At 71.2% G+C, this 25,134-nt stretch carries 22 protein-coding genes; 11 read left to right on the forward strand and 11 right to left on the reverse strand.

Annotated elements, in window-relative coordinates:
- Positions 1-7: 7 nt before the first annotated feature.
- From A4R43_RS26285 to A4R43_RS26295, 3 genes are all read left to right on the forward strand, one after another.
- Complete coding sequence (locus A4R43_RS26285) at positions 8-652, forward strand: amino acid ABC transporter permease (protein ID WP_113694750.1); 645 nt, start codon at positions 8-10, stop codon at positions 650-652.
- Complete coding sequence (locus tag A4R43_RS26290) at positions 649-1,476, forward strand: amino acid ABC transporter permease (RefSeq protein WP_113694751.1); 828 nt, start codon at positions 649-651, stop codon at positions 1,474-1,476. Before A4R43_RS26285 ends, A4R43_RS26290 begins: the two co-directional genes overlap by 4 nt.
- Before the next feature lie 243 nt (positions 1,477-1,719).
- On the forward strand, positions 1,720-2,892 hold the full coding sequence (locus A4R43_RS26295; RefSeq protein WP_113694752.1) for an MFS transporter: 1,173 nt from the start codon (positions 1,720-1,722) through the stop codon (positions 2,890-2,892).
- On the opposite strand, the gene A4R43_RS26300 is transcribed toward A4R43_RS26295, so the two are convergent.
- Together A4R43_RS26300 and A4R43_RS26305 are read right to left on the reverse strand one after the other, a co-directional pair.
- On the reverse strand, positions 2,878-3,546 hold the full coding sequence (locus A4R43_RS26300) for a copper homeostasis protein CutC (protein ID WP_113694753.1): 669 nt from the start codon (positions 3,544-3,546) through the stop codon (positions 2,878-2,880). The genes A4R43_RS26295 and A4R43_RS26300 overlap by 15 nt on opposite strands.
- Positions 3,543-6,611 (reverse strand): sensor histidine kinase, encoded by a 3,069-nt coding sequence (locus A4R43_RS26305; protein WP_113694754.1) that lies wholly within the window; start codon positions 6,609-6,611, stop codon positions 3,543-3,545. The genes A4R43_RS26300 and A4R43_RS26305 overlap by 4 nt, the downstream gene beginning before the upstream one ends.
- A 185-nt stretch (positions 6,612-6,796) precedes the next feature.
- Between A4R43_RS26305 and A4R43_RS26310 the strand changes: the two genes are divergently transcribed.
- Positions 6,797-7,768 carry an ABC transporter substrate-binding protein gene (locus A4R43_RS26310; RefSeq protein WP_113694755.1) on the forward strand — a complete coding sequence of 324 codons (972 nt, stop codon included), beginning with the start codon at positions 6,797-6,799 and terminating at the stop codon, positions 7,766-7,768.
- On the opposite strand, the gene A4R43_RS26315 is transcribed toward A4R43_RS26310, so the two are convergent.
- Positions 7,765-8,403 carry a TetR/AcrR family transcriptional regulator gene (locus A4R43_RS26315; protein WP_113697890.1) on the reverse strand — a complete coding sequence of 213 codons (639 nt, stop codon included), beginning with the start codon at positions 8,401-8,403 and terminating at the stop codon, positions 7,765-7,767. The genes A4R43_RS26310 and A4R43_RS26315 overlap by 4 nt on opposite strands.
- 70 nt (positions 8,404-8,473) lie before the next feature.
- On the opposite strand from A4R43_RS26315, the gene A4R43_RS26320 reads away from it, so the two are divergent.
- The 3 genes from A4R43_RS26320 to A4R43_RS26330 are packed head-to-tail and all read left to right on the forward strand — an operon-like array spanning position 8,474 to position 11,301.
- The gene (locus A4R43_RS26320) at positions 8,474-10,120 is read left to right on the forward strand and encodes a DNA repair helicase XPB (protein WP_113694756.1); all 1,647 of its coding nucleotides are present in this window, start codon (positions 8,474-8,476) and stop codon (positions 10,118-10,120) included.
- 35 nt (positions 10,121-10,155) lie between these two features.
- A complete protein-coding gene (locus A4R43_RS26325) occupies positions 10,156-10,983 on the forward strand; it encodes a DUF72 domain-containing protein (protein WP_236808292.1) in 828 nt (275 codons plus the stop codon).
- Between the two features lie 42 nt (positions 10,984-11,025).
- On the forward strand, positions 11,026-11,301 hold the full coding sequence (locus tag A4R43_RS26330; RefSeq protein WP_113694757.1) for a helix-turn-helix domain-containing protein: 276 nt from the start codon (positions 11,026-11,028) through the stop codon (positions 11,299-11,301).
- Here the strand turns inward: A4R43_RS26330 and A4R43_RS26335 are convergent.
- A complete protein-coding gene (locus tag A4R43_RS26335) occupies positions 11,289-12,260 on the reverse strand; it encodes a zinc-dependent alcohol dehydrogenase (protein ID WP_113694758.1) in 972 nt (323 codons plus the stop codon). The two genes, A4R43_RS26330 and A4R43_RS26335, sit on opposite strands and share 13 nt — an antisense overlap.
- Before the next feature lie 147 nt (positions 12,261-12,407).
- Complete coding sequence (locus A4R43_RS26340) at positions 12,408-15,218, reverse strand: AfsR/SARP family transcriptional regulator (RefSeq protein ID WP_236808293.1); 2,811 nt, start codon at positions 15,216-15,218, stop codon at positions 12,408-12,410.
- On the opposite strand from A4R43_RS26340, the gene A4R43_RS26345 reads away from it, so the two are divergent.
- A complete protein-coding gene (locus A4R43_RS26345) occupies positions 15,217-16,188 on the forward strand; it encodes an o-succinylbenzoate synthase (RefSeq protein WP_113697892.1) in 972 nt (323 codons plus the stop codon). The two genes, A4R43_RS26340 and A4R43_RS26345, sit on opposite strands and share 2 nt — an antisense overlap.
- Here the strand turns inward: A4R43_RS26345 and A4R43_RS26350 are convergent.
- Positions 16,155-16,949 carry a transporter substrate-binding domain-containing protein gene (locus tag A4R43_RS26350; RefSeq protein WP_113694760.1) on the reverse strand — a complete coding sequence of 265 codons (795 nt, stop codon included), beginning with the start codon at positions 16,947-16,949 and terminating at the stop codon, positions 16,155-16,157. The genes A4R43_RS26345 and A4R43_RS26350 overlap by 34 nt on opposite strands.
- Before the next feature lie 95 nt (positions 16,950-17,044).
- Between A4R43_RS26350 and A4R43_RS26355 the strand changes: the two genes are divergently transcribed.
- Positions 17,045-17,263: a PspC domain-containing protein gene (locus tag A4R43_RS26355; protein ID WP_113694761.1), complete on the forward strand. Its 219-nt coding sequence runs from the start codon at positions 17,045-17,047 to the stop codon at positions 17,261-17,263.
- Between the two features lie 540 nt (positions 17,264-17,803).
- On the forward strand, positions 17,804-18,631 hold the full coding sequence (locus A4R43_RS26360; RefSeq protein WP_113694762.1) for a transposase family protein: 828 nt from the start codon (positions 17,804-17,806) through the stop codon (positions 18,629-18,631).
- A gap of 155 nt (positions 18,632-18,786) precedes the next feature.
- On the opposite strand, the gene groL is transcribed toward A4R43_RS26360, so the two are convergent.
- From groL to A4R43_RS26385, 5 genes are all read right to left on the reverse strand, one after another.
- Positions 18,787-20,415 carry a chaperonin GroEL gene (gene groL, locus A4R43_RS26365; RefSeq protein ID WP_113694763.1) on the reverse strand — a complete coding sequence of 543 codons (1,629 nt, stop codon included), beginning with the start codon at positions 20,413-20,415 and terminating at the stop codon, positions 18,787-18,789.
- 232 nt (positions 20,416-20,647) lie between these two features.
- Positions 20,648-22,168, reverse strand: a complete 1,521-nt coding sequence (locus A4R43_RS26370; protein WP_205215088.1) for a serine/threonine-protein kinase — start codon at positions 22,166-22,168, stop codon at positions 20,648-20,650.
- A 78-nt stretch (positions 22,169-22,246) separates the two neighbouring features.
- On the reverse strand, positions 22,247-22,453 hold the full coding sequence (locus A4R43_RS26375; RefSeq protein WP_113694765.1) for a cold-shock protein: 207 nt from the start codon (positions 22,451-22,453) through the stop codon (positions 22,247-22,249).
- 105 nt (positions 22,454-22,558) lie between these two features.
- Complete coding sequence (locus A4R43_RS26380) at positions 22,559-23,152, reverse strand: AIM24 family protein (RefSeq protein ID WP_113694766.1); 594 nt, start codon at positions 23,150-23,152, stop codon at positions 22,559-22,561.
- Between the two features lie 12 nt (positions 23,153-23,164).
- Complete coding sequence (locus tag A4R43_RS26385; RefSeq protein WP_113694767.1) at positions 23,165-23,842, reverse strand: TIGR00266 family protein; 678 nt, start codon at positions 23,840-23,842, stop codon at positions 23,165-23,167.
- A gap of 75 nt (positions 23,843-23,917) precedes the next feature.
- Here A4R43_RS26385 and moeA point away from each other — a divergent pair, with 75 nt between their 5' ends.
- Complete coding sequence (moeA, locus tag A4R43_RS26390; RefSeq protein ID WP_113694768.1) at positions 23,918-25,132, forward strand: molybdopterin molybdotransferase MoeA; 1,215 nt, start codon at positions 23,918-23,920, stop codon at positions 25,130-25,132.
- The last annotated feature ends 2 nt before the right edge of the window (positions 25,133-25,134 follow it).

Here is a 25,134-nt window from a genome sequence, read left to right on the forward strand (position 1 = left end):
TGACTAGATGAACGTCCTCCTCGACTACCTCCCCGAGTTCGGCCGCGGTGTGCTCACCACGATCGAGCTGACCGTGCTCTCCTTCGCCGGCGCCATGCTCATCGCGCTGGTGGTGGTCTCGTGCCGGGTGTCCCCGGTCAAGCCGCTGCGTGCGTTCGCCATCGCGTATGTGGAGGTCTTCCAGAACATCCCGCTGCTGCTCTGGCTGATCCTGATCATCTTCGCGCTGCCCGAAATCGCCATCAACTTCGACCTGTTCGCCTGCGCGGTGCTCGCGCTCTCCTTGTATTCGGCGGCCTACTACGCCGAAGCGCTGCGGTCCGGGATCAACTCCGTGGCGAAGGGACAGGCCGAAGCCGCCAGGGCGCTCGGGCTCGGCTTCCTGCGCACGCAGACCAGCGTGGTGCTGCCGCAGGCGCTGCGGTCGGTGCTGCAGCCGCTGTGCAACATCACCATCGGGCTGCTGATGAACACCGCGATCACCGCGGGCACCGGGATCCCGGAGCTGACCGCGGCGGCCAACGCGGTCAACGTGATCACCTCCGACCCGCTGCCGGTCTACATCGGCGCGGGCATCGTGTACGGCCTGCTCGCGCTGCTGATCTCGCTGGTCACCTCGCGGCTGGAGAAGAAGCTGGTGATCCACCGATGAACGTGCTGTTCGACGAGCCGGGGCCGCGGGGCAGGCGCCGCATCCGGATCGCCACCGTGGTGGCGATCGTGCTCGGCGCGGCCGTGCTGGCGCTGGCGCTGAACCAGTTCGCGGTGAACGGCCAGCTCGACCCGCGGAAGTGGCAGCCGTACGGCACGTGGCCGATGTGGAAGTACCTGCTCAACGGCCTCGGCGGCACCCTGCTGGCGGCCGGGCTGGTGCTGGTGCTGGCGATGCCGCTCGGCTTGCTGCTGGCGCTCGGCAGGTTGTCGGAACGGCGCTGGATCCGGTGGCCGGCGCGCACCTACATCGAGGTGTTCCGGGTGGTGCCGGCGCTGCTGATGGTGTTCATGATGTTGTTCGCGCTGCCGCGGTACGGGCTGGACCTGCCGACGCTGTGGAAACTGGTGGTGCCGCTGACGCTGAACCGGTCGGCCCAGCTGGCCGGGGTGTTCCGCGCGGGCATCCTGTCGCTGGACGCCGGCCAGGGCGAGGCGGCGGCCGCGCTCGGGATGCGGCCGTGGCAGGCGATGTGGCAGGTGATCCTGCCGCAGGCGCTGCGGCACGTGCTGCCGTCGCTGATCAGCCAGTCGGTCGGCACGGTGAAGGACACCTCGCTCGGGTACGTGCTGAGCTTCGCCGAGGTGATCACCATCGGGAAGCAGCTGGCGTCGTACAACCGGTACCTGATCCAGACGTACCTGGTGATCGCGCTGATCTACTTCGTGATCAACTTCGCGCTTTCGCGGCTGGGTCGGTGGCTGGAACGCCGGGAACGGCGAATCGGCCACGTGGCCGCACCCGCCGACCCGGGCATCATCTGAGCCACGGGCCGCCGGACCGCCGGCGGCGTGCAATGAATGTGGCTTTCATAGCGTCTGGCGCAATGAAAGCCACATTCATTGCGTTCAGGGGGCGCCGCGCCGGGCTGAGTTCGGCTTGAGCCGCGGGGCCCCGGCCGGTGTCACGAATGTGGCTTTCGAGACGTTTCGCGTCCCGAAAGCCACATTCGTGACATCCCGGCCGCGCTGAGCTGCGGCTTTAGCGGCGCTGCCTAGTCTGCGCCGGTGGACGTGCAGCTGGGAACGCCCCTGAAGTACTGGCTCGCCGTGTTGTCGGTGGCGGTCGGCACCTTCTCGATCGTCACCTCGCAGCTGCTCCCGGTGGGCCTGGTGCCGCAGATCGCCGCGGAGCTGGGCGTGTCCGAGGGCACGGTCGGGCTGACGCTGACCGTGCCGGGCCTGGTCGCCGCCGTGGCCGCGCCCGCGCTGACCGTGGCCGCGAGCGGGCTGGACCGGCGGCTGGTGCTCACCGGGCTCAGCGCGCTGCTGGTCGGCGCGAACCTGGTCAGCGCCATCGCCACCGACTTCACCGTGCTGCTGGCCGCGCGCATCCTGGTCGGGCTGAGCGTCGGCGGGTTCTGGGCCATCGCGGGCGGGATCGCCGTGCGGCTGGTGCCGGAGCGGGTGGTCGGCCGCGCGACCGCGACCATCTTCGCCGGGGTGTCCACGGCGACCGTCGCGGGCGTGCCAGCGGGCAAGCTGCTCGGCGACCTGACCGACTGGCGCACCGCCTTCGCCGTGGTCGGCGTGGTCGCGCTCGCGGTGCTCGCGGCGCAGCTGGTCCTCCTGCCGCGACTGCCAGCCGGTCGCGCGACGAAGCTCGGCGATCTGCTTTCGCTGTTCCGGCACCCCGAGATCCGGGTCAGCTTCGTCGCGGTGTTCCTGCTGGTGATCGGGCACTTCAGCGCGTACACCTTCATCACCCCGATCCTGCGCGAAGTCGGCGGAGTGCCGCCCGCGCTGGCCACCGCGCTGCTGCTGGCCTACGGCGGCGCGGGATTCGCGGGCAACTTCCTCGGCGGCACCGCCGCCTACCGGAACCCGCGCCGCACGCTGGTCGTGGCGGCGGGCGGGCTCGGGATTTCGCTGCTGCTGTGCGGGATCGCCGGTGGTTCGCTGCCGTTGCTGGTGGTGTTGCTCCTGGTGTGGGGCGCGGCGTACGGCGCGGTGCCGGTCAGCCTGCAGATCTGGCTCGGCAGCGCGGTCCCGGACCGGCGGGAGGTCGCCGGTTCGCTGTTCGTCACCGCGTTCCAGGTGTCCATTTCGGTCGGCGCGCTGTCCGGCGGGCTGTGGGTGGATTCCTTCGGGACCGCCGGCGTGCTGCTGTTCGGCGGCACACTGACCGCGCTCACCGCGGCCGGATTGCTGGTGCTGCGGCGAAAATCAGCCGTGGACTAGCTCGGCCCAACGGCGCACGGCCGCCGCGTCGACCGGCTCCTGCCAGCCCAGCGGCCGCGCCCCGGAGCCGATGTGGAACGCGTGCACCCCGGCCTCGCGCAGCCGCGCCACCTGGTGCGCGCGCAGGCCGCCGCCCGCCATGAGCACCGGTGGTTCCTCGTGGAGCGCGAGCTGTTCCAGCGCGGGCGCGCCCTCGGTGACGCCGTCGGCGTGCCCGGCGGTGAGGATCGTGTCGCAGCCGAGCCGAGCCGCCGCCGCGTAGGCCACGCGCACGTCGCGGGCGTGGTCGACCGCGCGGTGGAACGTCCAGTTCGCGCCGTCGAGCTCGCGCACCAGCGCGCGGGTGGCGGGCTCGTCGACCCGGCCGTCGGCGGTGAGGAAGCCGAGCACGAACTCGCGGGCGCCGAGCGCCAGCAGTTCGTTGGCGCGGGCGCGGAGGCCGGGGAGGTCCGCCGCCAGGAAGGAGCCGGACTTGCGCAGCATCACGCGCACCGGCAGATCGGTCGCGGCGAGCACTTCGCGGATCACGGCGTCGGCCGGGGTGAGCCCGTCCAGCGCCATCTCGGCGACCAGCTCCACCCGATCGGCGCCGCCGAGCTGCGCCTGCTCGGCGTCCCGCCCGTCGAGCACGATCACTTCCAGCAACCGGTTCACTCGTACCCTTTCTCGCGTTGCCGGTCACGCACGTAGCGCCCGCGCTCGACCCCGTTCTGCAGACTGGACATCCTGCCGCGCACGGCATCGGGGCTCAGCGTCAGGATGGCCTGCTCCGCGCTGGCGCGCGCGTGGCGGGCCGGGTGCGTGGTGGCCTCGTCGTCGCGGAACCAGCGCGTCAGCACGGCTTCGTAGGCGGGCATGCGCTCGGTCGGCCCGTCGAGACCGGCTTCGTCTTCGAGGTGGACGTCGTCCTCGGTCGGCCAGCTGGGCGGTTCGAACTCGTGGACCGGCGCCCGGGCAGGCGGCTCCACCGGCCGCCGAGGCTCCGGCGGGAGGCGAGGACCGGGTGGCTCGGGATCGGCCTCGGGCCAGTCCGGTTCGTAGGACGCGTGGCTCGCGTAGGACTTGTGGGTCTCGTGGGTTGTGTACGGCGCGTGGGTTTCGCGGGGTTCGTAAGGCTCGTGGGACCCGTGAGTTTCGTAAGGCTCGTGGGACCCGTACGGCTCGTGGGTTTCGCGGGGGCCGTAAGGCTCGCGGGTCTCGTAGGGATCGTGGCGCCCGTGGGTTGCGTAAGGCTCGTCGGTTTCGTCGACGGACTCGGCTGGCCACTCGGGCTCGGGCTGGTAGGCGTGGCGCTGGTCGGATTCGTACCCGGCCTCGAAACCATACGACCGGTCGTATTCATTCCGCGGCTCGGTCTCGTAGCGCCCCTCGGTTTCGTAGCCCGGCTCGGCCTCAGAGCGCGGCTCGGCCTCAGAGTGCGGGGCGGTGTCGTAGCGCGGCTCCGGCTCGTAGCGCGGCTCGGGTTCGTAGCGCGGCTCGGGTTCGTAGCGCGGCTCGGGTTCCTGGTGCGGCTCGGGCTCGTAGCGCGGCTCGAGGTCTTGGTGTGGCTCCGGCTCGTGGCGTGGCTCGGGTTCGGGCAGCGGCTCGGGAACGTACGACCGGTCGTATTCCGGCTCGTAGGGCACGTCAAGCGAGGGCTCCGGCGGGGTCACCACGATCTCCGTGGCGGGCAACGCGGGCAGCGGCGCCGGCGCTGGTTCCGGCGGCAGCAGCGAAACCGGCGCCGAAACGGTGACCAGTTCCGGTGGTACCACCACCGTCGCGGTCATGCCGCCACTGCGCCGGTTGGCCAGCCGCACGCTGATGTTGTGCCGGGTGGACAGTCGCGCCACCACGTACAGGCCCATCCGCCGGGACACCTCGACGTCCACCTTGGGCGGTTCGGCCAGCCGCGCGTTCGTCCGCCGGACCTCCGCCTCGGCCATGCCGCTGCCGCGGTCGACGATGTCGATCTGCCAGCCACCGTCGTCGAGCAGGGTGCTGACCACCGAAACCATGGTGGCGGGCGGCGAATACGCGGTGGCGTTCTCCAGCAGCTCGGAAATCACGTGCACCAGGTCGCTGACCGCCTCCGCGCGCACGGTCAGCTCCGGCGCCGCGGGCAGTTCGATGCGCTGGTAGTGCTCGACCTCCGACAGCGCCGCGCCGACGATCTCGTCCGCGCTGACCGGACCCGCCACCTCGCGCGCCGGGTCGGTGCCGGAGAGCACCAGCAGGTTCTCGCTGTTGCGGCGCATGCGGGTGGCGAGGTGGTCCAGTTCGAACAGCCCGCCGAGGATCTCCGGGTCCTGCTCGTCGGCCTCCATCCGGTCCAGTACCGACAGCTGCCGCTCGACCAGTTCCTGGCTGCGCCGCGAAAGGTTCACGAACATCGAGTTGACGTTCTCGCGCAGCCGCGCCTGCTCCCCCGCCAGCCGCACGGCCTCACCGTGCACCGCGTCGAAGGCCCGCGCCACCTGACCCAGCTCTTCCTTGCTGAACACCGGAACCGGCGCGATCCGCGGCTCCGAAGACGAACCGGGGTACGGCGGCTCCGGATCGGTGAGAATGCCTTCGACGGCCGCGGGCAGCTGGTGCTCGGCGACCTCCAGCGCGCTGCGGCGCAGGATCCGCAGCGAACGCAGCAGCGAGCGCGTCACGATCACCGCGAGCACCCCGCCGATGAGCACCACGCCGAGCACGATCGCCGAGTCGCGGATCGCCGAAGCCCTGGCGTCGGCGGCGAGCGCTTCGGTGCGGGACTGGCTGTTCTGCTGCAGCGCGTCCTCGACCTGGCGCACCAGGTTGATCGTGTAGGTCGACGCGATGTCCCACTGGATGGGATCGAGCCCGGTCAGCGGCTGGTCCGCTTCGGACCGCCGCAGCACCGACTCGACCATGTTGTTGCCGTTGTCGACCACCAGCCCGAGCACCGTGTCGTCGTACATGCGGCGCTGGTCCGGGGTGGCGAACTGGCGGAAGTCCTCGCGCGCGGCCTCGTATTCGGCTTCCGCGCCGAGCAGCGCGCGCGTGCGGTCCACGTTGAGCGAGCCCTGCGCGAGCGCGTCGGCGAGCACCGCGCGCTTGACCGACATGGTGTCCTTCACCTTGGCCAGCGCGTTCACCGCCAGTCGCAGCCTGGCCAGTTCCGGATCGGTGATCTCGGCCGCGGACTGATCACCGACGGTGAGCGTGCCGGTGATCAGGTCGCTGTAGGAGCGCAGCACCGATTCCGGCGGGAAATCGGAGAACTCCCCGGCATAGCGCAGCCCGGTCAGCCCGCCCAGCTGATCGCGGAGTTGGCGGAAATCGGCGGCCACGTCCGGCGCCAACCCCGATTCCGCGTCGGCCAGCGTGCGTTCGAACGCACCGAGTGATTCGTTGACCTTGTCGCGCTGGCCGCGCAACTCCTCGATGCCGGTTTTCCGTCCAGTGGCGACAAAACGGACGGTGAGATCACGTTCGCGCTGCAGCCGGTGGGTCAGCTCGGCGAGCGTGGTGTCCACCCGCACCCGGGTGGCCGCTTCGGCGAGCCTGCCCGCCTCGCCGAGGTCGAGCCGGACGCGCAGGCCGACCAGCGCGATCACCGCGACGGTGGGGATCAGCAGCACCGCGAAGAGCTTGGTGCGCAGCCGCCAGTTGCGCAGCCGCCACCGGCCGCCGGCGTCGCCAGGCAAACTCTGCGCAGATGGGGAATCCGTCGCATAACCCGTTCGGGGCTCGGTTCCGCGACGGTTCACCTGGCTTCCTTTTCCACCCAGCTCGTTCGATCGCGGTCTGCCCGCCGGCAACCTACTGGAGGGTAACGTGAGTCTCGAGTAGTCCGATGGTAGCTGTCCGCCAGCACCGCCCTTGCGGCGATGGTATGGGCAGAAGCCTTTAAGCTCCAAACAGATGCGACATTTCCCGGCCACGAGAGGCGAAGATGGGCACCGGAGCGGGGCGAGCTTTCCCGGCGCTGCTGATCGTGGCGCTCGTGGTCGCGCTCAGTGGTTGCTCCGCCTTCGACCAGAACCAGCAGGCCACCCCGGCCGCGCCGGAAAGGAACACTCTCCGTGTCGGTGTGGGTAACCCGATCGAGAGTGCCCCCTTGCGCATGGCCGTGGCCGACGGCTCGTTCACCGCGGGCGGGCTCAAGGTCGAGCTGATCGAGCAGGCCAACGCCGGCGACGGCCTCGCCAAGCTCGCCGCCGGCGATCTGGACGTCGCGTTCGGCAGTGACGTCGACCTGTTCAAGGCCGCCGGAAACGGTGTGGCGCTGCAACTCCAGGGCGAGGCGTACACCGCGGGCACGGACACCATGGCACTGGTGACGCTGCCCGATTCGGCCTATTCCACGCCCACCGCCAAGCGCTCGCCGACGATCGCGGTGGACGCGCTGGACGGGCTCGGCACGCTGACCAGCCGCTCGGTGCTGGCCACCGCCGGGGTGGACGTCAACCGCATCAGGTTCACCCAGCGTGGCGCCGACGAGATGATGTCCACCCTGCGGGACGGCGAAGCCGACGCGGCGTGGCTCGTCGAACCGCAGATCACCATGGCGCAGCAGGAGTTCGGCGCGAAGGTGCTCGCCGACACCGCCCGCGGCGCCACCCTGGAGTTCCCGGTTTCGGCCTACGCGGCGAACGCGGTGTTCGCGCAGGCCAATCCCCGCACCATGGCGTTGTTCCGCGCACTGCTGGGCCAGGCGCAGCAGAAGGCGGCGGATCCGGCCATCGTGCGGCAGGCCCTGCCGTCGTTCGCCGGGATCAGCGCCAACACCGCGGCGCTGGTGTCGCTGGGCAGCTACCCGAGTTCGCTGAGCGGGGTGCGGCTGCAGCGGGTCGCGGACCTGATGCACGGCGCGGGCGTGCTGAAGCAGCGCCTCGACGTGCAGGCGCTGCTGCCAGCCCCCTAACCGAGGCCGAACTCGGCCAGGCCGCTGCGCAGGAGCTTGAACGCCTTGCGCGCGTCGGCCACCGCGTCCGGGTAGGCGTCCACGGCGCGGGTGCCGTTGGTCAGCCGCCGGATGTTGTCCATCAGCAGGGTGCGCTGGGTGGCCACGATCTGCGCGGCGGCCAGCCGCGCGATCAGTTCGTCCGCGCCGTCGCCGGTGACCAGCTCCTGGACCAGCGCGCGCTCGCTGCCCTCGTAGAACTGCAGCAGCCGCGCGGACAGGCTCGGCGTCGCGGTCACCATCGCGTACAGCGCGATCTGGTTCGGGTCGTCGTTCAGCCCGGTCACCGGATCACGCCGGAGCAGGCCGTCGAGGAAGTGGGCGCGCAGCGCGATCAGCGGTGTCTGGCGGGCCGTGCGGCGGCGCACCACCTCCGCGTTCTCCCCTTCGTGGTGGGCGTAGCGGTGCACCACCAGGTCCTCTTTGGTCGGGAAGTAGGCGAACAGGGTGCGCTTGGAGACCTCTGCCGCGTCGGCCACCTCGGCCACCGAGACCGAGTCGAACCCCGAAGCGAGGAACAGGTCGATCGCGGTGTCGGAAATGAGCCTGCGCGTCAGCTGCTTCTTGCGCTCCCGGAGGCCCAGCTGTTCAACCACCTCACCATGGTAGACCCGGTTCACCGCCTCTTCGGCTCAGCGGAAGCGGGGGGAACGTATAAAGGAGGGCGTGACCGATGGCCCGTTGATCGTGCAGTCCGACAAGACCGTGCTCCTCGAAGTCGACCATCCGCGTGCCGAGGACGCCCGGATCGCGATCGCGCCGTTCGCCGAGCTCGAACGCGCGCCCGAACACGTGCACACCTACCGGGTCACCCCGCTGGCGCTGTGGAACGCGCGCGCCGCCGGGCACGACGCCGAGCAGGTGGTCGACGCGCTGACCACCTACTCCCGGTTCCCGGTGCCGCAGCCGCTGCTGATCGACGTGGTGGACACGATGGCCCGCTTCGGCAGGCTGCAGATCACCAACCACCCGGCACACGGGCTGGTGATGACCACCACCGACCGCGCGGTGCTGGAGGAGGTGTCCCGCAGCAAGAAGATCAGCCCGATGCTGGGCACCCGGCTCGACCCGGACACCGTGGTCGTGCACCCGTCCGAACGCGGGCGGCTCAAGCAGATGCTGCTCAAGGTCGGCTGGCCCGCCGAGGACCTCGCCGGGTACGTCGACGGCGAGGCGCACCCGATCGCGCTCGACGAGAACGGCTGGCAACTGCGCGAGTACCAGCGCCAGGCCGCGCAGGCCTTCTTCAAGGGCGGCTCCGGTGTGGTGGTGCTGCCGTGCGGCGCGGGCAAGACGCTGGTCGGCGCGGCGGCGATGGCGCACGCCAAGGCGACCACGCTGATCCTGGTCACCAACACCGTGGCCGGGCGGCAGTGGAAGCGCGAGCTGGTGGCGCGGACCTCGCTGACCGAGGACGAGATCGGCGAGTACTCGGGTGAGAAGAAGGAGGTCCGCCCGGTCACCATCGCCACGTACCAGGTGATCACCCGCAAGTCGAAGGGCGAGTACAAGCACCTGGAGCTGTTCGACACCCGTGACTGGGGCCTGGTGGTCTACGACGAGGTGCACCTGCTGCCCGCGCCGGTCTTCCGGATGACCGCGGACCTGCAGTCGCGGCGGCGGCTCGGGCTGACCGCCACCCTGGTCCGCGAGGACGGCCGCGAGGGCGACGTGTTCTCGCTGATCGGCCCCAAGCGGTACGACGTGCCGTGGCGCGACATCGAGGCGCAGGGCTGGATCGCGCCCGCCGAATGCGTCGAGGTGCGGGTCACCCTGACCGACAACGAGCGGCTGCTCTACGCCACCGCGGAGCCGGAGGAGCGGTACAAGATCGCCGCCACCGCGGCCACCAAGACCCCGGTGATCAAGTCCATTGTGGACAAGCACCGCGGTGAGCCGACGCTGATCATCGGCGCCTACCTCGACCAGCTGGAGATGCTCGGCGCCGAGCTGGACGCGCCGGTGATCCAGGGCTCCACCAGGAACAAGGAGCGCGAGGAGCTGTTCGACAGGTTCCGCCGCGGCGAGCTGGACACGCTGGTGGTGTCGAAGGTGGCCAACTTCTCCATCGACCTGCCGGAGGCGTCGGTGGCGATCCAGATCTCCGGCACCTTCGGCTCGCGGCAGGAGGAGGCGCAGCGGCTCGGGCGGCTTCTGCGGCCGAAGGCCGACGGGCGCCAGGCGCACTTCTATTCGGTGGTCGCGCGGGACACCCTCGACACCGAGTACGCCGCGCACCGGCAGCGCTTCCTCGCCGAGCAGGGCTACGCCTACACCATCCGCGACGCCGACGACCTGCGCGAAGGCCGGTGAGGTTTGCCGCCGTGCGCGGGCGGTAAGCCTGGTTCGTGGCGGACATCAGGATCGGCACCTCGGGCTGGCGGTACGGCCCGTGGCGCGGGAAGTTCTATCCGAAGGGCCTGCCCCAGCGGCGGGAGCTGGAGTACCTCTCGCGCCGGTTCAACTCGGCCGAGCTGAACGGCTCGTTCTACTCGCTGCAGCGGCCGGAGCGGTACCGCACCTGGTTCGCCGAGACGCCGGAGCGGTTCCTGTTCGCGGTCAAGGGCGGCCGGTTCATCACGCACATGAAGCAGCTGCGTGACGTGCACACCCCGCTGGCGAACTTCTTCGCCAGCGGGGTGCTCGCGCTGGAGCACAAGCTGGGCCCGTTCCTGTGGCAGCTCCCGCCGCGGCTCGCCTTCGACGCCGACCGGCTCACCACCTTCTTCGAGCACCTGCCCCGCACCACCGGCAAAGCCGCTGACCTGGCCAAACACCATGACGACAAGCTCAAGGGCGAGGCGCATGCTTCTGCGGGGAAAAGCAGATCGCTGCGGCACGCGCTGGAGGTGCGGCATCCGAGCTTCGCCACCAAGGAGGCCGTCGACCTGCTGAGGAAGCACAAGATCGGGCTGGTCGTCGCGGACAGCGCCGGGCTCTGGCCGCAGCTGGAGGACGTCACCGCCGACTTCGTCTACGTCCGGCTGCACGGCGACGAGGAGCTGTACGCCAGCGGCTACTCCGACCAGGCGCTCAAGGAGTGGGCCGAGAAGGTCCGGGCCTGGCACGAGCGCGGGCTCGACGTCTACGTCTACTTCGACAACGACATGAAGGTGAAGGCTCCCGGCGACGCCGAGAAGCTCGCGGAACTGCTGGGGGTGGACAACGACCCGTAGGATGTTCGCAATACGCACACCTGGTCAGAAAAGGGCGTACTCATGTCCCACGGCCGACATTTTGTCCGGTCCGTCGCCAGAGCCATGGCGGTGCTGCGCGCGTTCGACGGGGACAGACCCGAGCTGACCCTGAGCCAGGCGGCCAAGGCCACCGAGCTCGACCGGGCCACCGTGCGCCGCCTGCTGCTCACGCTGACCGAACTCGGATACGTGACCCGGCGCGGGCGCGTGTTCCGGCTGGCCCCGCGCACCATGGAACTCGGCCGCGCCTACCTGGCCGGGCTGTCCACTTTGGAGCGTCCGGATCACCAGTCGTAGCTCAGCCACGGCTTGGCCACGTTCACCGCGGCCTCCTCGAAGGCCCGGTTCGCGCCCTGCAGCGAGTACCGCCGGCGCGCCAGCTTTCCCGGCGCGAACTCGCCGCTGACCAGCGCGTCCACCGTGGCCGGGAAGTCGGTGGGGTGGTCGTAGCCGTGCGAGCCGCGGACGATCAGCTGCCGCCGGAACAACTCCTCGCCGTCCGGTGGCGCGGCCGCGCCGGTGAGCAGCACGACCGTGCCGCCGGGCAGCAGGCCGTCGAGGCTCTCGGCCAGCGCGCCCCGCTTGCCCGAGTTGTCGAAGAGCACGTCGAACTCGTCGTCACCGTCGGACCACGGCTGCGCCCCGAGCGAGCAGGCCAGGTCCAGCCGCTCGGTGATCGGCTCGCGCACGGTCACCTCCAGCCCACGGGCCCGCAGCACCAGGCACAGGAACAGGCCGCGGGTGTCCGCGCCGAGCAGGAGCGCGCGCTGCCGCGGTTGCGCGGCCGCGCGCCGCGCCGCCGCCACGGCCTCGGCGAGCGGTTCGGCGCAGACCAGGTCCTCCAGCGGGACCGCGCGCGGCGCCGGCCAGGTGAAGTGCGCCGGGACCGCGGCGAACTCGGCGAGCAGGCCGGGCCGGTCCAGACCGAGTGACACCCGTTCGGGGCACGCGGAGGAGAACCAGGCGGCGCAGGCACGGCAGCCGCGGCAACAGAAGTCCGGCTCCACCACCACCTGCTGGCCCAGCCGGTACGGCCGGGTGACCCGCTCGCCGATCGCGGCGATCTCGCCGACGCCCTGCCTGCCCAGCAGCCACGGCACCGGGCCGACCGGGCGGCGCCCGCGGAAGGCGGCCACGTCCTGGTCACCGAGGCCCAGCGCGCTCATCGCGAGCAGCACCTCGTGCGGACCGCACTCCGGCGGATCCAGCTCGACCGCCTCGAGCCGGCTGGGACCGGTCAGCACGACGGCCCTCATCCCACCTCCTGTGCACAGTGCGCACGCGTGATGTTAGCGCAGGTGACGAGCATGATCCGCCGATGACAGCGAGGAGTCAGCGAGGAGTGAGCGGGGTGCGGTTGAGTACTCATACGGGCGACTGCTCACGCGCTGCACTACTGGGGGTCAGCGCGTGGGCAGGTCCGTGCCCACCAGTCCGGCGAGCTTCGCCCGTACCTCCTCGGCGAACGGGTGACCGGTCTCGGTCAGCACGTGCACCGCGCGCAGCCAGTACGCCCGCGCCTGCTCACGATCGCCGAAGTGCAGGTGGATGGTGCCGAGCTGGGCCAGCACGTCCCCCGCCTCGTACAGCTCGCCGCGCGCGGTGAACATCTCGATCGACTGCAGCACGCACGCGATGCCCTCCTCCCGCCTGCCCAGCCCGAGCAGCGCGCGCCCGCGGCTGTGCACCAGGAACGGCTGGCTGTCGGCCAGCCCGATGCGCTGCCAGATGTCCAGCGCCGCGTCGACCAGGCCGAGCGCGGTGGCGTGGCGGCCGAGGTAGGTGTTGGTGTCGGCCATCGCCTGCAGGCTGTCGGCCTCCAAAGTGGACACCCCGAGTTCGCGCGCCAGCCGGATGGCCTCCCGGCCGTGTTCCAGCGAGCGGTGCGCCTCGTCGGTGTTGTGGTAGGCCATCGACAGGTTGTATTGAACGCGGGCTTCGCCCTCGCGGTCACCGATCTCGCGCTGGATGGCGAGCACGCGTTCGAGGTAGCGGATGGCCTCCGGTTCCTCCCGCGCCACTCCGTGCAGCACCCCGAGCCCGCTGAGAATGCCCGCCTGCCCGCGCCGGTCACCGCAGGCTTCCGCGGACGACAGCGCGACGTCGAACACCGCCTTCCACTCGTGCAGCCTGGTCCGGACCATGAAGTAGGACTGGAGCACCCAGGCGAGCTGCCAGGCCCGGTCGTGCGCGCCGATCCGGTTCGCCAGCCGGACCAGCGCACCGAGATTGGCCGCTTCGGCGTCGTGCCAGGTCAGCGCGGTCGTGCGGTCCGGGAAGGTTTCGTGCGGGACGAGGCCGCGACGCGGGATCAGCTCGTACCGGCGGCCGGGACGCAGGCGCCGCGCGGCTTCGAGCGTGCTGTCGATCGCCCAGCTGAGCAGCCGGTCCAGCGCCTCCCGCCGGGCCGTCTCGCTTTCCGTGCGGCGGCACAGGTCGGCGGCGAACTCCCGGATCAGGTCGTGGAACTGGTACCGCCCCGGCCGCGGCTCGGCGATCAGGTGCGCCGAGGACAGCCGGTCCAGCGCCATCCGCGCGTCACGCAGCCCGACCCCGGCGAGCGCGGCGGCCGAAGCGGCGGTGAAGTCCGCTTCCTCCTCCGGCAGGCCGAGCAGGCGCAGCATTCGCGCGGAAGCGCCGTCCAGCGCGTGGTACGAGCGGGCGAACACCGCGCGCAGATCGGTTTCTTCGCCGTCGTTGAGGTCGAACGAGCCCAGTTTGTCCTGTTCCCGGTCGAACTCCTCGACGAAGTCGGCGACCGTCACCTCGGGGAACTGCGAGGCCCGCACCGCCAGGATCCGGATGGCCAGCGGCAACCGCCCGCAGCGCGCGACGAACTCGCGGGCGGCGATCGGATCGGCCCGCACGGCCGCCTTGCCGACGATGCCGGCCAGCAGCTCGACCGCGTCCGCCACCGGCAGTTCCTCCAGCGGGATGCGCCGGGCGCCGTGCACCGCGGCCATCGACCGCAGCCGCGAACGGCTGGTCACCAGCACCAGGCAGCCCGGACCGGGCAGCAGCGGCCGCACCTGCTCGGTGCTGCCCGCGTTGTCCAGCACCACCAGCACGCGGCGGCTGGCGGTGTGCGTGCGCCACAGCGCGGCGCGCTCGGCCAGCCCGGCCGGCAGGTCGTCGGCGGGCACGCCCAGCGCGGTCAGCATCATTTCCAGCGCCGCCAGCGGTTCGAGCGGGCTGCCGGGGCCGTAACCCCGCAGATCCGTGTAGAACTGCCCGCCGGGGTACTGCCCGGCGACCTCGTGGGCGAAGTGGACGGCCAGCGTGGTCTTGCCGACGCCGCCCATGCCCTCGATCGACGCGATCGGCGCGGATTCCGTGCGGACCAGCTCACGCAGCCTGCCGAGCGCGTCCTGGCGACCGGTGAACCCGGCGAAATCGCCCGGCAGCTGACGCGGGATGAGCGTTTCGCCGCGGTGACGGGTGTGCGTGCCGCGCTCACCGGCGAGCACGGCCTGGTACGCGCGCCGCAGCGACGGTCCGGGGTCGAGCCCCAGTTCCTCGGCCAGCGCGGTGCTGATCGAGCGGTACACGGCGAGCGCGTCGGCCTGCCGCCCGGACCGGTGCAGGGCCAGCATGAGCTGCTCGTGCAGGCGCTCCCGCAGCGGGTTCTCCCTGGCCAGCGCCATCAGCCGCGGCACGACGGCGTGGTGCTCACCGAGCCCGAGCATCACCTCGGCCCACTGCTCGCGCACCCCGAGCCGCTCGTCGTCGAGCTGGCCGACCTCGTCGCGGAGCAGCGCGTCGGACTCCACATTGGACAGCGCGGGCCCGCGCCACTGCGCCAGAGCCTCGGTGAACGCGGCCGCGGCGTCACGCAGCTCCCCGCGTTCGGCGGCCTGCCTGCCCCGGTCGGCCGCGGCGCGGAACCGCCCGAGGTCCAGCGCCTCCGGGTCCACCTCCAGCAGGTAGCCACCGCGTTCGGTGCGCAGACGCGCGTGCTCACCGAGCGCGCGCCGCACGCGCAGCACGTAGGTCTGCAGCGCGCCCTTCGACCAGCGCGACTCGTCGCTGTCCCACAGCCACCACGACAGCTCCTCGACGCCGACCACCCGGTTGGCCCGCAGCAGCAGCCCGGCCAGCACGATCAGCGGCTTGCTGCCGCCGACCGGCACCGGCACGCCGCCCGCGGTCACCTCCACCGGCCCGAGCACGCCGAACTCGAGCGCCGGCCCCGGGTTTGCCACCATGTGGTCCATGCCCTCCTCGTCGTCGGTCCTGGTCTACGCGGCGCCGATGCGCCACCGCTTCCGCGGCATCACCACCCGGGAAGGTGTGCTTCTGCGGGGAAAAGCAGGGTGGGGCGAGTTCTGCCCGTTCGCCGAGTACTCCGACGCGGAGAGCGTGCCATGGCTGGCCTCGGCGGTGGAAGCGGGTGAGCTGGGCTGGCCGGAGCCGGTGCGCGAGCGGATCCCGGTCAACGCCACGGTGCCGGTGCTCGGCCCGGAACGCGCGCACGACCTCGTCGCCGCGTCCGGCTGCGGCACGGCGAAGGTCAAGGTGGCCGGCCAGGGCACCACGCTCGCCGAGGACTGCGACCGGGTGGCCGCGGTGCGCTCGGCGCTCGGCCCCGGCGGGAAGATCCGGGTGGACGCCAACGCCGCCTGGACGGTCGACGAGGCGGTGCACGCCATCCGCGAACTGGACCGCGCGGCAGGTGGGCTGGAGTACGCCGAGCAGCCGTGCGCGTCCATCGAGGAACTGGCCGCGGTCCGGCGCCGAGTCGACGTGCGGATCGCTGCGGACGAATCGATCCGGCGGGCCGAGGACCCGCTGAAGGTGGCCGTCGCCGGGGCCGCCGACGTGGCGGTGATCAAGGTCGCCCCGCTCGGCGGGGTGCGGCGGGCGCTGCGCGTGGCCGAGGCGTGCGGCCTGCCGTGCGTGGTGTCGTCGGCGGTGGAGACCAGCGTCGGGCTGGCCGCCGGGCTGGCGCTGGCCGGGGCGCTGCCGTCACTGGAGTTCGCCTGCGGACTGGGCACGGCCGCGCTGCTGGCCAACGATGTCACCTCGACTCCACTGTCCCCTGTGGACGGTTACCTGCCGGTGCCGCGCCGGGCTCCGGAGCCGGACCTGGCCGACGCGGTCCGGGCCGACGAAGCCCGGACCGCGTGGTGGCTCGACCGGCTGGCGCGCGTTCAGCCGATCCAGGCTTCGGCGAACCGGTCGTAGGTGCCGTCGTTGCGGGCCAGGTTCAGCCACTGGTCCACCCACTCCTGGAGCACCACGTCGCCGCGCGGCAGCAGGTAGGCCTTCTCGGCGAAGGTGAACGGCTCGTCGGGGTGCACCGAGCACAGTTCCGGGTGCTGCTTGGCCTGCCAGCGGGTCTCCACCGCGTCGGTGATCATCAGGTCCGCGCGGCCCTCGATGATCTCGGTGAAGATGGTGTTGTTGTCCGGGTGGCGGACGATGGTGGCCTGCTTGAGGTTGGCGTCGGCGAACTGCTCGTTCGTGCCGCCGGGATTGACGATGGCGCGCACGCCCGGCTGGTCGATCTGCTCCAGCGTCTGGAAGCGCTCGGCGTTCTCGCAGCGGGTGATCGGGGTCTTGCCGTCCTTGACGTAGGCCTCGGTGAAGAAGGCGCGCTTGGCGCGGTCGAGGGTGATCGAGATGCCGCCCATGGACAGGTCGCAGCTGCGCCCGAGGTCGTCGACCAGCGTCTTCCAGGTGGTGGGCACGATGGTGAGCCGCACACCGAGGCGGTTGGCGAGGTCACCCGCCATGTCGATGTCGATGCCGGTCCACTGCCCGGTGGCCGGGTCGCGGTAGGTGAAGGGGCGGTAGTCGCCCGTGCTGCACACCTTGATCTCGCCGCGGGCGAGGATCCGGTCGAGTTCGCTGCGTGAGTGGGTCGCGGGGCTCGCCGCGCTTGCCGTGCCCATGCCGAGCAGGGCGAGCGCGACCAGCCAGAGCACCGTTTTCCGAACCGTCATACCCGAGCTAACCACACTCTCAGGGTCGCCGATTCCGGGTTGGGCCAGGGCTGTTCCCTGATGTCGGCGGAGCGGCGGTTTCGCACCATGGAGGCATGACGAACAACGTGTACCAGTCCGAGACCAAGAAGCTCCGCCGCAGCACGAGCGACAAGATGGTGGCGGGCGTGTGCGGTGGCTGGGCGCGCATGCTCGGCGTGGACGCCGCGATCCTGCGCATCCTGCTCGTCGCCGCCACGATCTTCGGCGTGGGAACGCCGGTGCTCATCTACGCGGCGTGCTGGATCCTCATGCCGGAAGACACGGCGAGCTGAGCCCGGGTTGCCCGCGACCGGGGGCTCGGCGAGAACACGAATGTGGCTTTGGGGGCGGATTTCGCCCCGAAAGCCACATTCGTGTCCGGAGGGCGGGGGCCACGGGATGGAGGCGAGCAGCGGAGGCCGGAGGCACGAGGGGCGAGCGCGGTGCACTGGGGCCGCGGGGCTGGCACCGTGGCGAGGGGGCAGCCGCGCGCATCGCCCGGCGGATGTCACGAAAGCCACATTCGAGACGCCAAACGTCTCGAAAGCCACATTCGTGACACCGGCCCGAGGCCGCGACGCGGGCCGAAGCCTGGGGCCGGGCGCGAGTGCCGGGGGCGCCGCGGCACGGGGCCGCGGGCACAGGGGCCCGGCGGCCGCGGGGCGCCGCCGGGCGAGCGCGGGCTCACCGGGCCCGCCGTGCAATGAGGTGATCTCAGCAAGGGGAGGGTGACACGCCCATTCCGGTCGTAGTGGGCGGTGCTGGCATGAGGCGCGGGGTCCCCGGTAGGGACGTTCTCACCACAAGACCTATCCCGGTGAGGACCCCGCGCAATGCCCCATCCTGCCACCCGCGATGTCTCCCGCGCGCTGACCTGGTACGTGGCCCGGCTCCTGGCCGCGCACCGGCACACCCTGGGCACCCGCCGCAACAGCAGGGCCCTGACCTGCTACCGGCAGGCCACCCTCGGGCTGTACTGGTTCCGCCACACCCGCACCGACATCACCGCACTAGGCCACAAGCACGGCGTCTCCCGCGCCACGGCCTACCGCTACATCGACGAAGTCATCACCGTGCTCGCCACCCAAGCCCCCGGCATCCACGACGCCCTCGACCACGCCCGCGCCCGCAACCTGCCGTATCTGATGCTGGACGGGAAAGTGTTCCCCACCGACCGCCTCGCCGAGAAAACCCTCAGCGTCAAAGGCGAACCCATCGACCTGTGGTACGCGGGCAAAGCCCGCGCCTTCGGCGGCAACATCCAACTCCTCACCGACCCCGCCGGCTTCCCCCTCTGGGTCTCCGACGTCGAACCCGGCTCGGTCCACGACATGACCATCGCCTCCGACCAGGCCCTGCCCGCCCTCTACACCGCAGCCGCACACGGCATGCCCACCCTCGCCGACTCCGGCTACGACCGCGCCGGAATCGGCGTGCACACCCCCATCAAACACCCCAGCAAAAACCACCACCTCGACCCGGACAACCGCACCCGCAACGCCCTGCTCCGCGGACTGCGCGCCCAGGCCGAACGCGGCTTCGCCCTGCTCACCGGACGCTGGCGCACCCTGCACCACACCACCAAAAGCCCCCGCGCACTCGGCGCCATCGTCCAAGCCGCACTCGCCCTCACCCACTACGAACACAGCAAGAACATATGAACCTTGCTGAGATCACTTCAATGAATGTGGCTTTCATTGCGCCACACGCTATGAAAGCCACATTCATTGCACGAGCCACCCACCCGCCCCCGGATAGCGAAGAGCCCGGTCCACGCGAACGTGGACCGGGCTCCCCGGCGTAGCTGACGCTGGACTCAGAAGTCCATGCCACCCATGCCGCCGGACGGGTCGGCCGGAGCGGCCGAGGCCTTCTCCGGCTTGTCCGCGACGACAGCCTCGGTGGTCAGGAACAGCGCCGCGATCGAGGCGGCGTTCTGCAGCGCGGAGCGGGTCACCTTCGTCGGGTCCGGCACGCCGGCGGCGAGCAGGTCCTCGTAGGCACCCGTGGCGGCGTTCAGGCCGTGGCCCTGCGGCAGGCCCTTGACCTTCTCCACCACAACGCCGCCCTCGAGGCCGGCGTTGATCGCGATCTGCTTGAGCGGAGCCTCGACGGCGACCTTGACGATGTTCGCGCCGGTCGCCTCGTCACCCTCGAGCTTCAGGCCCGCGAAGGCAGCCTCGGCGGCCTGCAGCAGCGCGACGCCACCACCGGCGACGATGCCCTCTTCGACGGCGGCCTTGGCGTTGCGCACCGCGTCCTCGATGCGGTGCTTGCGCTCCTTCAGCTCGACCTCGGTGGCGGCACCGGCCTTGATCACGGCCACGCCGCCGGCCAGCTTGGCCAGCCGCTCCTGCAGCTTCTCGCGGTCGTAGTCCGAGTCCGAGTTCTCGATCTCGGCGCGGATCTGGTTGACGCGACCCTGGATCTGGTCGGCGTCACCGGCACCCTCGACGATGGTCGTCTCGTCCTTGGTGATGACCGCCTTGCGGGCGCGGCCCAGCAGCGACAGGTCCGCGTTCTCCAGCTTGAGGCCGACGTCCTCCGAGATCACCTGGCCACCGGTCAGGATCGCGATGTCCTGCAGGATGGCCTTGCGGCGGTCACCGAAGCCCGGCGCCTTGACGGCGACGGACTTGAAGGTGCCGCGGATCTTGTTGACGACCAGGGTGGCCAGTGCCTCGCCCTCGACGTCCTCGGCGATGATCAGCAGCGGCTTGCCGGACTGGATGACCTTCTCCAGCAGCGGCAGCACGTCCTTGACGTTGGAGATCTTGGAGCCGTACAGCAGGACGTACGGGTCCTCCAGCTCGGCTTCCTGGCGCTCGGCGTCGGTCACGAAGTAACCGGAGATGTAGCCCTTGTCGAAGCGCATACCCTCGGTCAGCTCGAGCTCGAGCCCGAAGGTGTTCGACTCCTCGACGGTGACGACACCTTCCTTGCCGACCTTGTCCAGCGCCTCGGCGATCAGCTCACCGATGGTGCGGTCGGCAGCCGAGATGGAGGCAGTCGCGGCGATCTGCTCCTTGGTCTCGACGTCCTTGGCGGCCTTGTGCAGCTGCTCGATGACGGCCTCGACGGCCTGCTCGATGCCGCGCTTGAGGCTGATCGGGTCGGCGCCGGCGGCCACGTTGCGCAGCCCCTCGCGGACGAGGGCCTGGGCGAGCACGGTGGCGGTGGTGGTGCCGTCACCCGCGACGTCGTCGGTCTTCTTGGCAACTTCCTTGACGAGCTCGGCCCCGATCTTCTCCCACGGGTCCTCGAGCTCGATCTCCTTGGCGATGGAGACACCGTCGTTGGTGATCGTCGGCGCGCCCCACTTCTTTTCGAGCACGACGTTGCGGCCACGCGGGCCGAGCGTCACCTTGACGGCTTCGGCGAGGGTGTTCAGGCCGCGCTCGAGACCGCGGCGGGCGTCCTCGTCGAACGCGATCAGTTTGGCCATTGCGGTGTGGTCCTCCGGTATTGGGCGCCGCCACCTCGTAACGGGGGCGGCAGGAACACTTCCTCGGCCAGGTGCGGTGCCCGCGACGGACGACCGGCTCGGTTTCCCGGCCCGGCCTCACCGTCCCGACCTTTCAGGCGGGCGATCGGTCTGACCGCCCGACTGGCACTCAGGCAGCCCGAGTGCTAATGCCTGTTTAGCACTCTCCGGGGTCGAGTGCAAGAAAGCCTGGTCAGCCGCCCGGCTTGATCGGGATCGAGGTGGGCGGCGGCTTGTTGCCGCCGGTCTCCCCTGGCTGCCCGGTCGCCGGGCCCTCACCGACCGGGATGGACGGCGCGGGCTGGTTGGTGCCGCGATCGGTCGGCGTGCCGCCGCTGGAGTCGTCGCCGCTGGTGAGCACGAGCACCAGCACGATGCCGCCGGCGACCACCACCAAGCCGACGATCAGCCAGATCAGCCACGCCTTGCCGCCGCCGCTCTTCTTCTCCTCCCACGGGGACATGCCCGCCGGCGACGGCGGCCGCAACCGCATCGGGTCGCCAGGCTGGCCGTATCCGGGCGGGGGTCCCTGGGGAGGCATGCCCTGCGGCGGCATTCCCTGGGGCGGCATGCCCTGGCCGTAACCGGGCGGCGGACCGCCGTAGCCGGGCGGCGGGCCCTGCGGTGGCATGCCCTGCGGCATGCCCTGCTGCTGCGGCGGCATGCCCTGCGGCGGCCCGTAGCCGGGCGGCGGTTGCTGCTGCGGCTGCTGAGGACCGCCTTGTCCGTACGGGTGCATCCGGGCCCCCTCACCCTGTGGTCGTTGAGGTGCACTCTGCTGCGCCGGCGCGCTGACGGCAACCGGTTGCGGTTGCGACGGCGGTCCGGTGGGCACCGGCTGCGGCTGCGACGGCGGCCCGGTGACCGGCGGCGCGGTTTCCAGCGCGCGACGGGCGGCGGCGATCAGCTCGACGCAGCTGCCGTACCGGTCGGCGGCGCTCTTGGCCATGCCCTTGCGGACCACCGCGTCGATCGCGGACGGCAGCGAGACCACCCGCGACACCGACGGCGGCTCCGCCTGCAGGTGTCCCTTGATCACCGCGGGCACGTCGCCCTTGAACGGCGGGCTGCCGGTCAGGCAGGCGTAGAGCACGCAGGCCAGCGCGTACTGGTCGGTGCGCCCGTCCAGCGGCTCCCCGCGCAGGTGCTCGGGCGCGGCGTAGGTCGGCGAGCCGAGGAAGTCACCGCCGCGCGTGCGGTGCCCGGTGGCCCCGCGGCGGGTCAGCCCGAAGTCGGCGACGTAGACGTGCTCACGGGCCGATTCGCGGCTGGTGACCAGCACGTTCGCCGGTTTCACGTCGAGGTGCACCAGGCCGCGGTCGTGCAGCGTGTCCAGTGCGTCGGCAACCTGCTCGAGCAGGCCGAGCGCGCGTTCGGGCGCCATCGGCGCGCCGTTGATCAGCCCGGCCAGGTCCTTGCCGTCGACCAGGCGCATGGCGATGTACAGCATTCCGTCGAGCTCACCGAAGTCGTACAACGGCACGACGTTGGCGTGGTCGATCGCCGAGGTGCTGCGCGCCTCGTCGACGAACCGCTCGCGGAACTCGGCGTCGGCGCCCAGGTGCTCGCCGATCACCTTCAACGCCACCTTGCGACCCAGTCGCACGTCGGTGGCCCGGTACATCACGCTCATGCCGCCCTTGCCGAGCACCCCGTCAATGCGGTAGTTGCCCAGCCGGCGACCGGTGAGGTCCCCCGACACATCGCCTGTCACGCCGTGCAGCCTAATGCCCGGTCCACGGGCGCCGCTCCCGGTTCGGCGTCTCGGCGATTTTCACTCCGCGAAAGGACCTCAGGAGACCTTGCGGACGTCGGCGGCCTGGCTGCGCCCGTCCCGGCCCGACTGGACCTCGAATTCGACCCGGTCCCCCTCGTCCAGGGTGCGGAATCCGTCGGCCTGGATCGCCGAGTAGTGCACGAACACATCGGGACCGTCCGAGCACTCGATGAAGCCGTAGCCCTTTTCCGAGTTGAACCACTTGACCGTGCCGACCGCCACGCCCGTCCTCCTTGTATTGCACGCCGAAGCGAAGGGTGAGGTGGATTCACGCTACCGGATCGAACCCGCCCGGCAATGGTCAATTCGTCGCAAAATCACGCCGTTCTACCGCGTGCTGCGGGCCTGCACGAGCACCCGTCCCGGCCCGGCGAAATCGAGTGCCAGCCCCTCGCCGGTGCGCACCGACTGCGGCCCCGCCGGGTCGATCGCGCGCAACCGCACCTGCACGCTGTCCGGGTAGGCGACCAGGAAGCCCGGCATCACCGTGACGATCTCGCCGGGGTCCAGGCTGAACACCTCGACCGGCCCGGTGCAGCTCAGGATCAGCGGCCCGACCCCGCCGTAGTGGTCGAGGAACCCGGCGTCGCCGCCGAACAGCGACTGCAGCGCGGGCCAGTGCTGGTCCCGGCGCACCCCCGCCGGACGGCCGAGCACCGCGTCCTTCGCCACGCACCAGCCCTGCGTGCCGTCGAACTCCAGCGGATAGACGTCACCGGCCCGCTTCGGCGCCAGGTCGACCCAGCCGCCCTCGGCGGGCGCGGTGAACACCACCGGGCCGCCCTTGCGGGCCGGCGCGCTCGGCGCCACCCCGAAACTACTGGCCAGCAACGCTTCCGCGGCCGCCTGCACGGCCTCGCCAGGACCGAGCACGACCCTGGCGACGCCGAAGGCGGGCGTGTGCCGCGTGTGCACCCGCATCCCGTGCGCGCCTTACCGCTGCGGCACCTGCGCGACGACCCACGCCGCGAGCGCCGACGGGTTGCGGGTCTGGGTCAGCACCTGGCCCGGCCCGGCGAAGTCGAACACCAGGCCCTCCCCGCTCTTGATCGACTGCATGATGCCGCTGGCCACCTTGCGGGTCTGCGTCTGCACGGTGTCGGCGTAGGCGACCACGTGCCCGGAGTCGATGGTGACCACTTCCCCCGGCTGCAGCGTGACCGTCTCCAGCGCGCCGTAGCAGGCCACCACCAGCTGGCCCTGGCCGTGCGCGTGGGTGAGGAAGCCGCCTTCGCCGCCGACGAGGTTGCCGAAGCCGCCCCAGCGGGTCTCCGTGGTCACCGCGTGCGAGGAGGCCAGCCATGAGCCCTTGGTCACACACCAGCCGGTGCGGCCGTCGAGATTGATCACCTGGATGTCACCGGGCAGGTTCGCCGCCACGTCCACCCAGCCGCCGTTCTGCGGGGCGGTGAAGGTCGAGATGAAGAACGACTCCCCGGAGAGGAACGCCCGGCCCAGCCCCTTCATGATCCCGCCCTGCGCCTTGGACTGGACCTGCACCCCGTAGCTGGTCGCCATCATCGCGCCCGCCTCGACCTGGGCCGGTTCGCCCGGTGCGAGCATCAGCCTGGCGACCGCGAACGACGGCTGCTGGCGGACATTGACCTGCATGGAACCCCTCCGTGACTTCATGTCGAATCGCCGTGCGGCGGGGAGAGTCTTGCACGGCGGGCGGTGGCGGGGAGGATGGTCCGCGTGATCTCCGTCGAACACCATCGCGCCGAGGCGACCGCCCTGCTCGGCACCAGGACCCCGGTGCGGCTGCCGGTGGCCGGATGCGCGGGGCTGATCCTCGCCGAGGACGTGACAGCCGACGTCTCCCTGCCACCGTTCGACAACTCCGCGATGGACGGCTACGCGGTGCGCGCGGTCGACGTGGCCGGGGCGAGCGAGGACAGCCCGGTGGAGCTGCCGGTCGCCGAGGACATCCCGGCGGGCCGGGTGGATTCGCCGCCGCTGCTGCCCGGCACCGCGCACCGGATCATGACCGGCGCCCCGATGCCGCCGGGCGCGGACACCGTGGTGATGGTGGAGAAAACCGACGGCGGCACGGAAACCGTGCGGGTGTTCGCCGCCGTGCCACCGGGCAACCACCTGCGGCGCACCGGTGAGGACGTGCAGCGCGGCACCACCGCGCTGACCCGCGGCACGCTGCTCGGACCGGCGCAGGTCGGGCTGGCCGCCGCGGTCGGGCTGGATTCGCTGGTGGTGTACACGCCGCCGCGCGTGCTCGTGGTGTCCACCGGTACCGAACTGGTCACCGCGCCGAACCCGTTGAAGCACGGGCAGATCTACGAGTCGAACAGCGTGATGCTGGTGGCCGCGCTGCGGGCGCTCGGCTGCGAGGTGGAGACCGTGCGCAGCGTGGTCGACGACGTGGACGAGTTCCGCGCGGTGATCGAGCCGAAGCTGGCCGCCGCGGACCTGCTGATCACCTCGGGCGGGGTGAGCGCGGGCGCGTACGAGGTGGTCAAGGACGCGCTGACCGGCGCGGGCGTGGAGTTCCGGAAGGTGGCCATGCAGCCGGGCGGGCCGCAGGGGCTCGGCCGCTGGAACGGCGTGCCGGTGCTCACCCTGCCCGGCAACCCGGTGAGCAGCCTGGTCTCCTTCGAGGTCTTCGTCCGGCCCGCGGTGCTCGCGTCGATGGGGCATTCCATCGTGGACCGCCCGAGGGTGCGCGCGAAGCTGACCGAAGCGCTGCGTTCCCCGGCGGGCAAGGTGCAGTTCCGGCGTGGTTTCTACTCGCACGTCGACGGCGAGGTGACCGGTGAGGTCGGCCCGCGCGGTGGCCCCGGTTCGCACCTGCTGGCCGCGTTCGCGCAGGCCAACTGCCTGATCGTGCTGCCGGAGGAGGTCACCGAGGCACCGCAGGGCGCCGAGGTGAACGTTCTCCTGCTGTGACT

It is taken from the genome of Amycolatopsis albispora (assembly GCF_003312875.1).
GTDB classification, from domain to species: domain Bacteria; phylum Actinomycetota; class Actinomycetes; order Mycobacteriales; family Pseudonocardiaceae; genus Amycolatopsis; species Amycolatopsis albispora.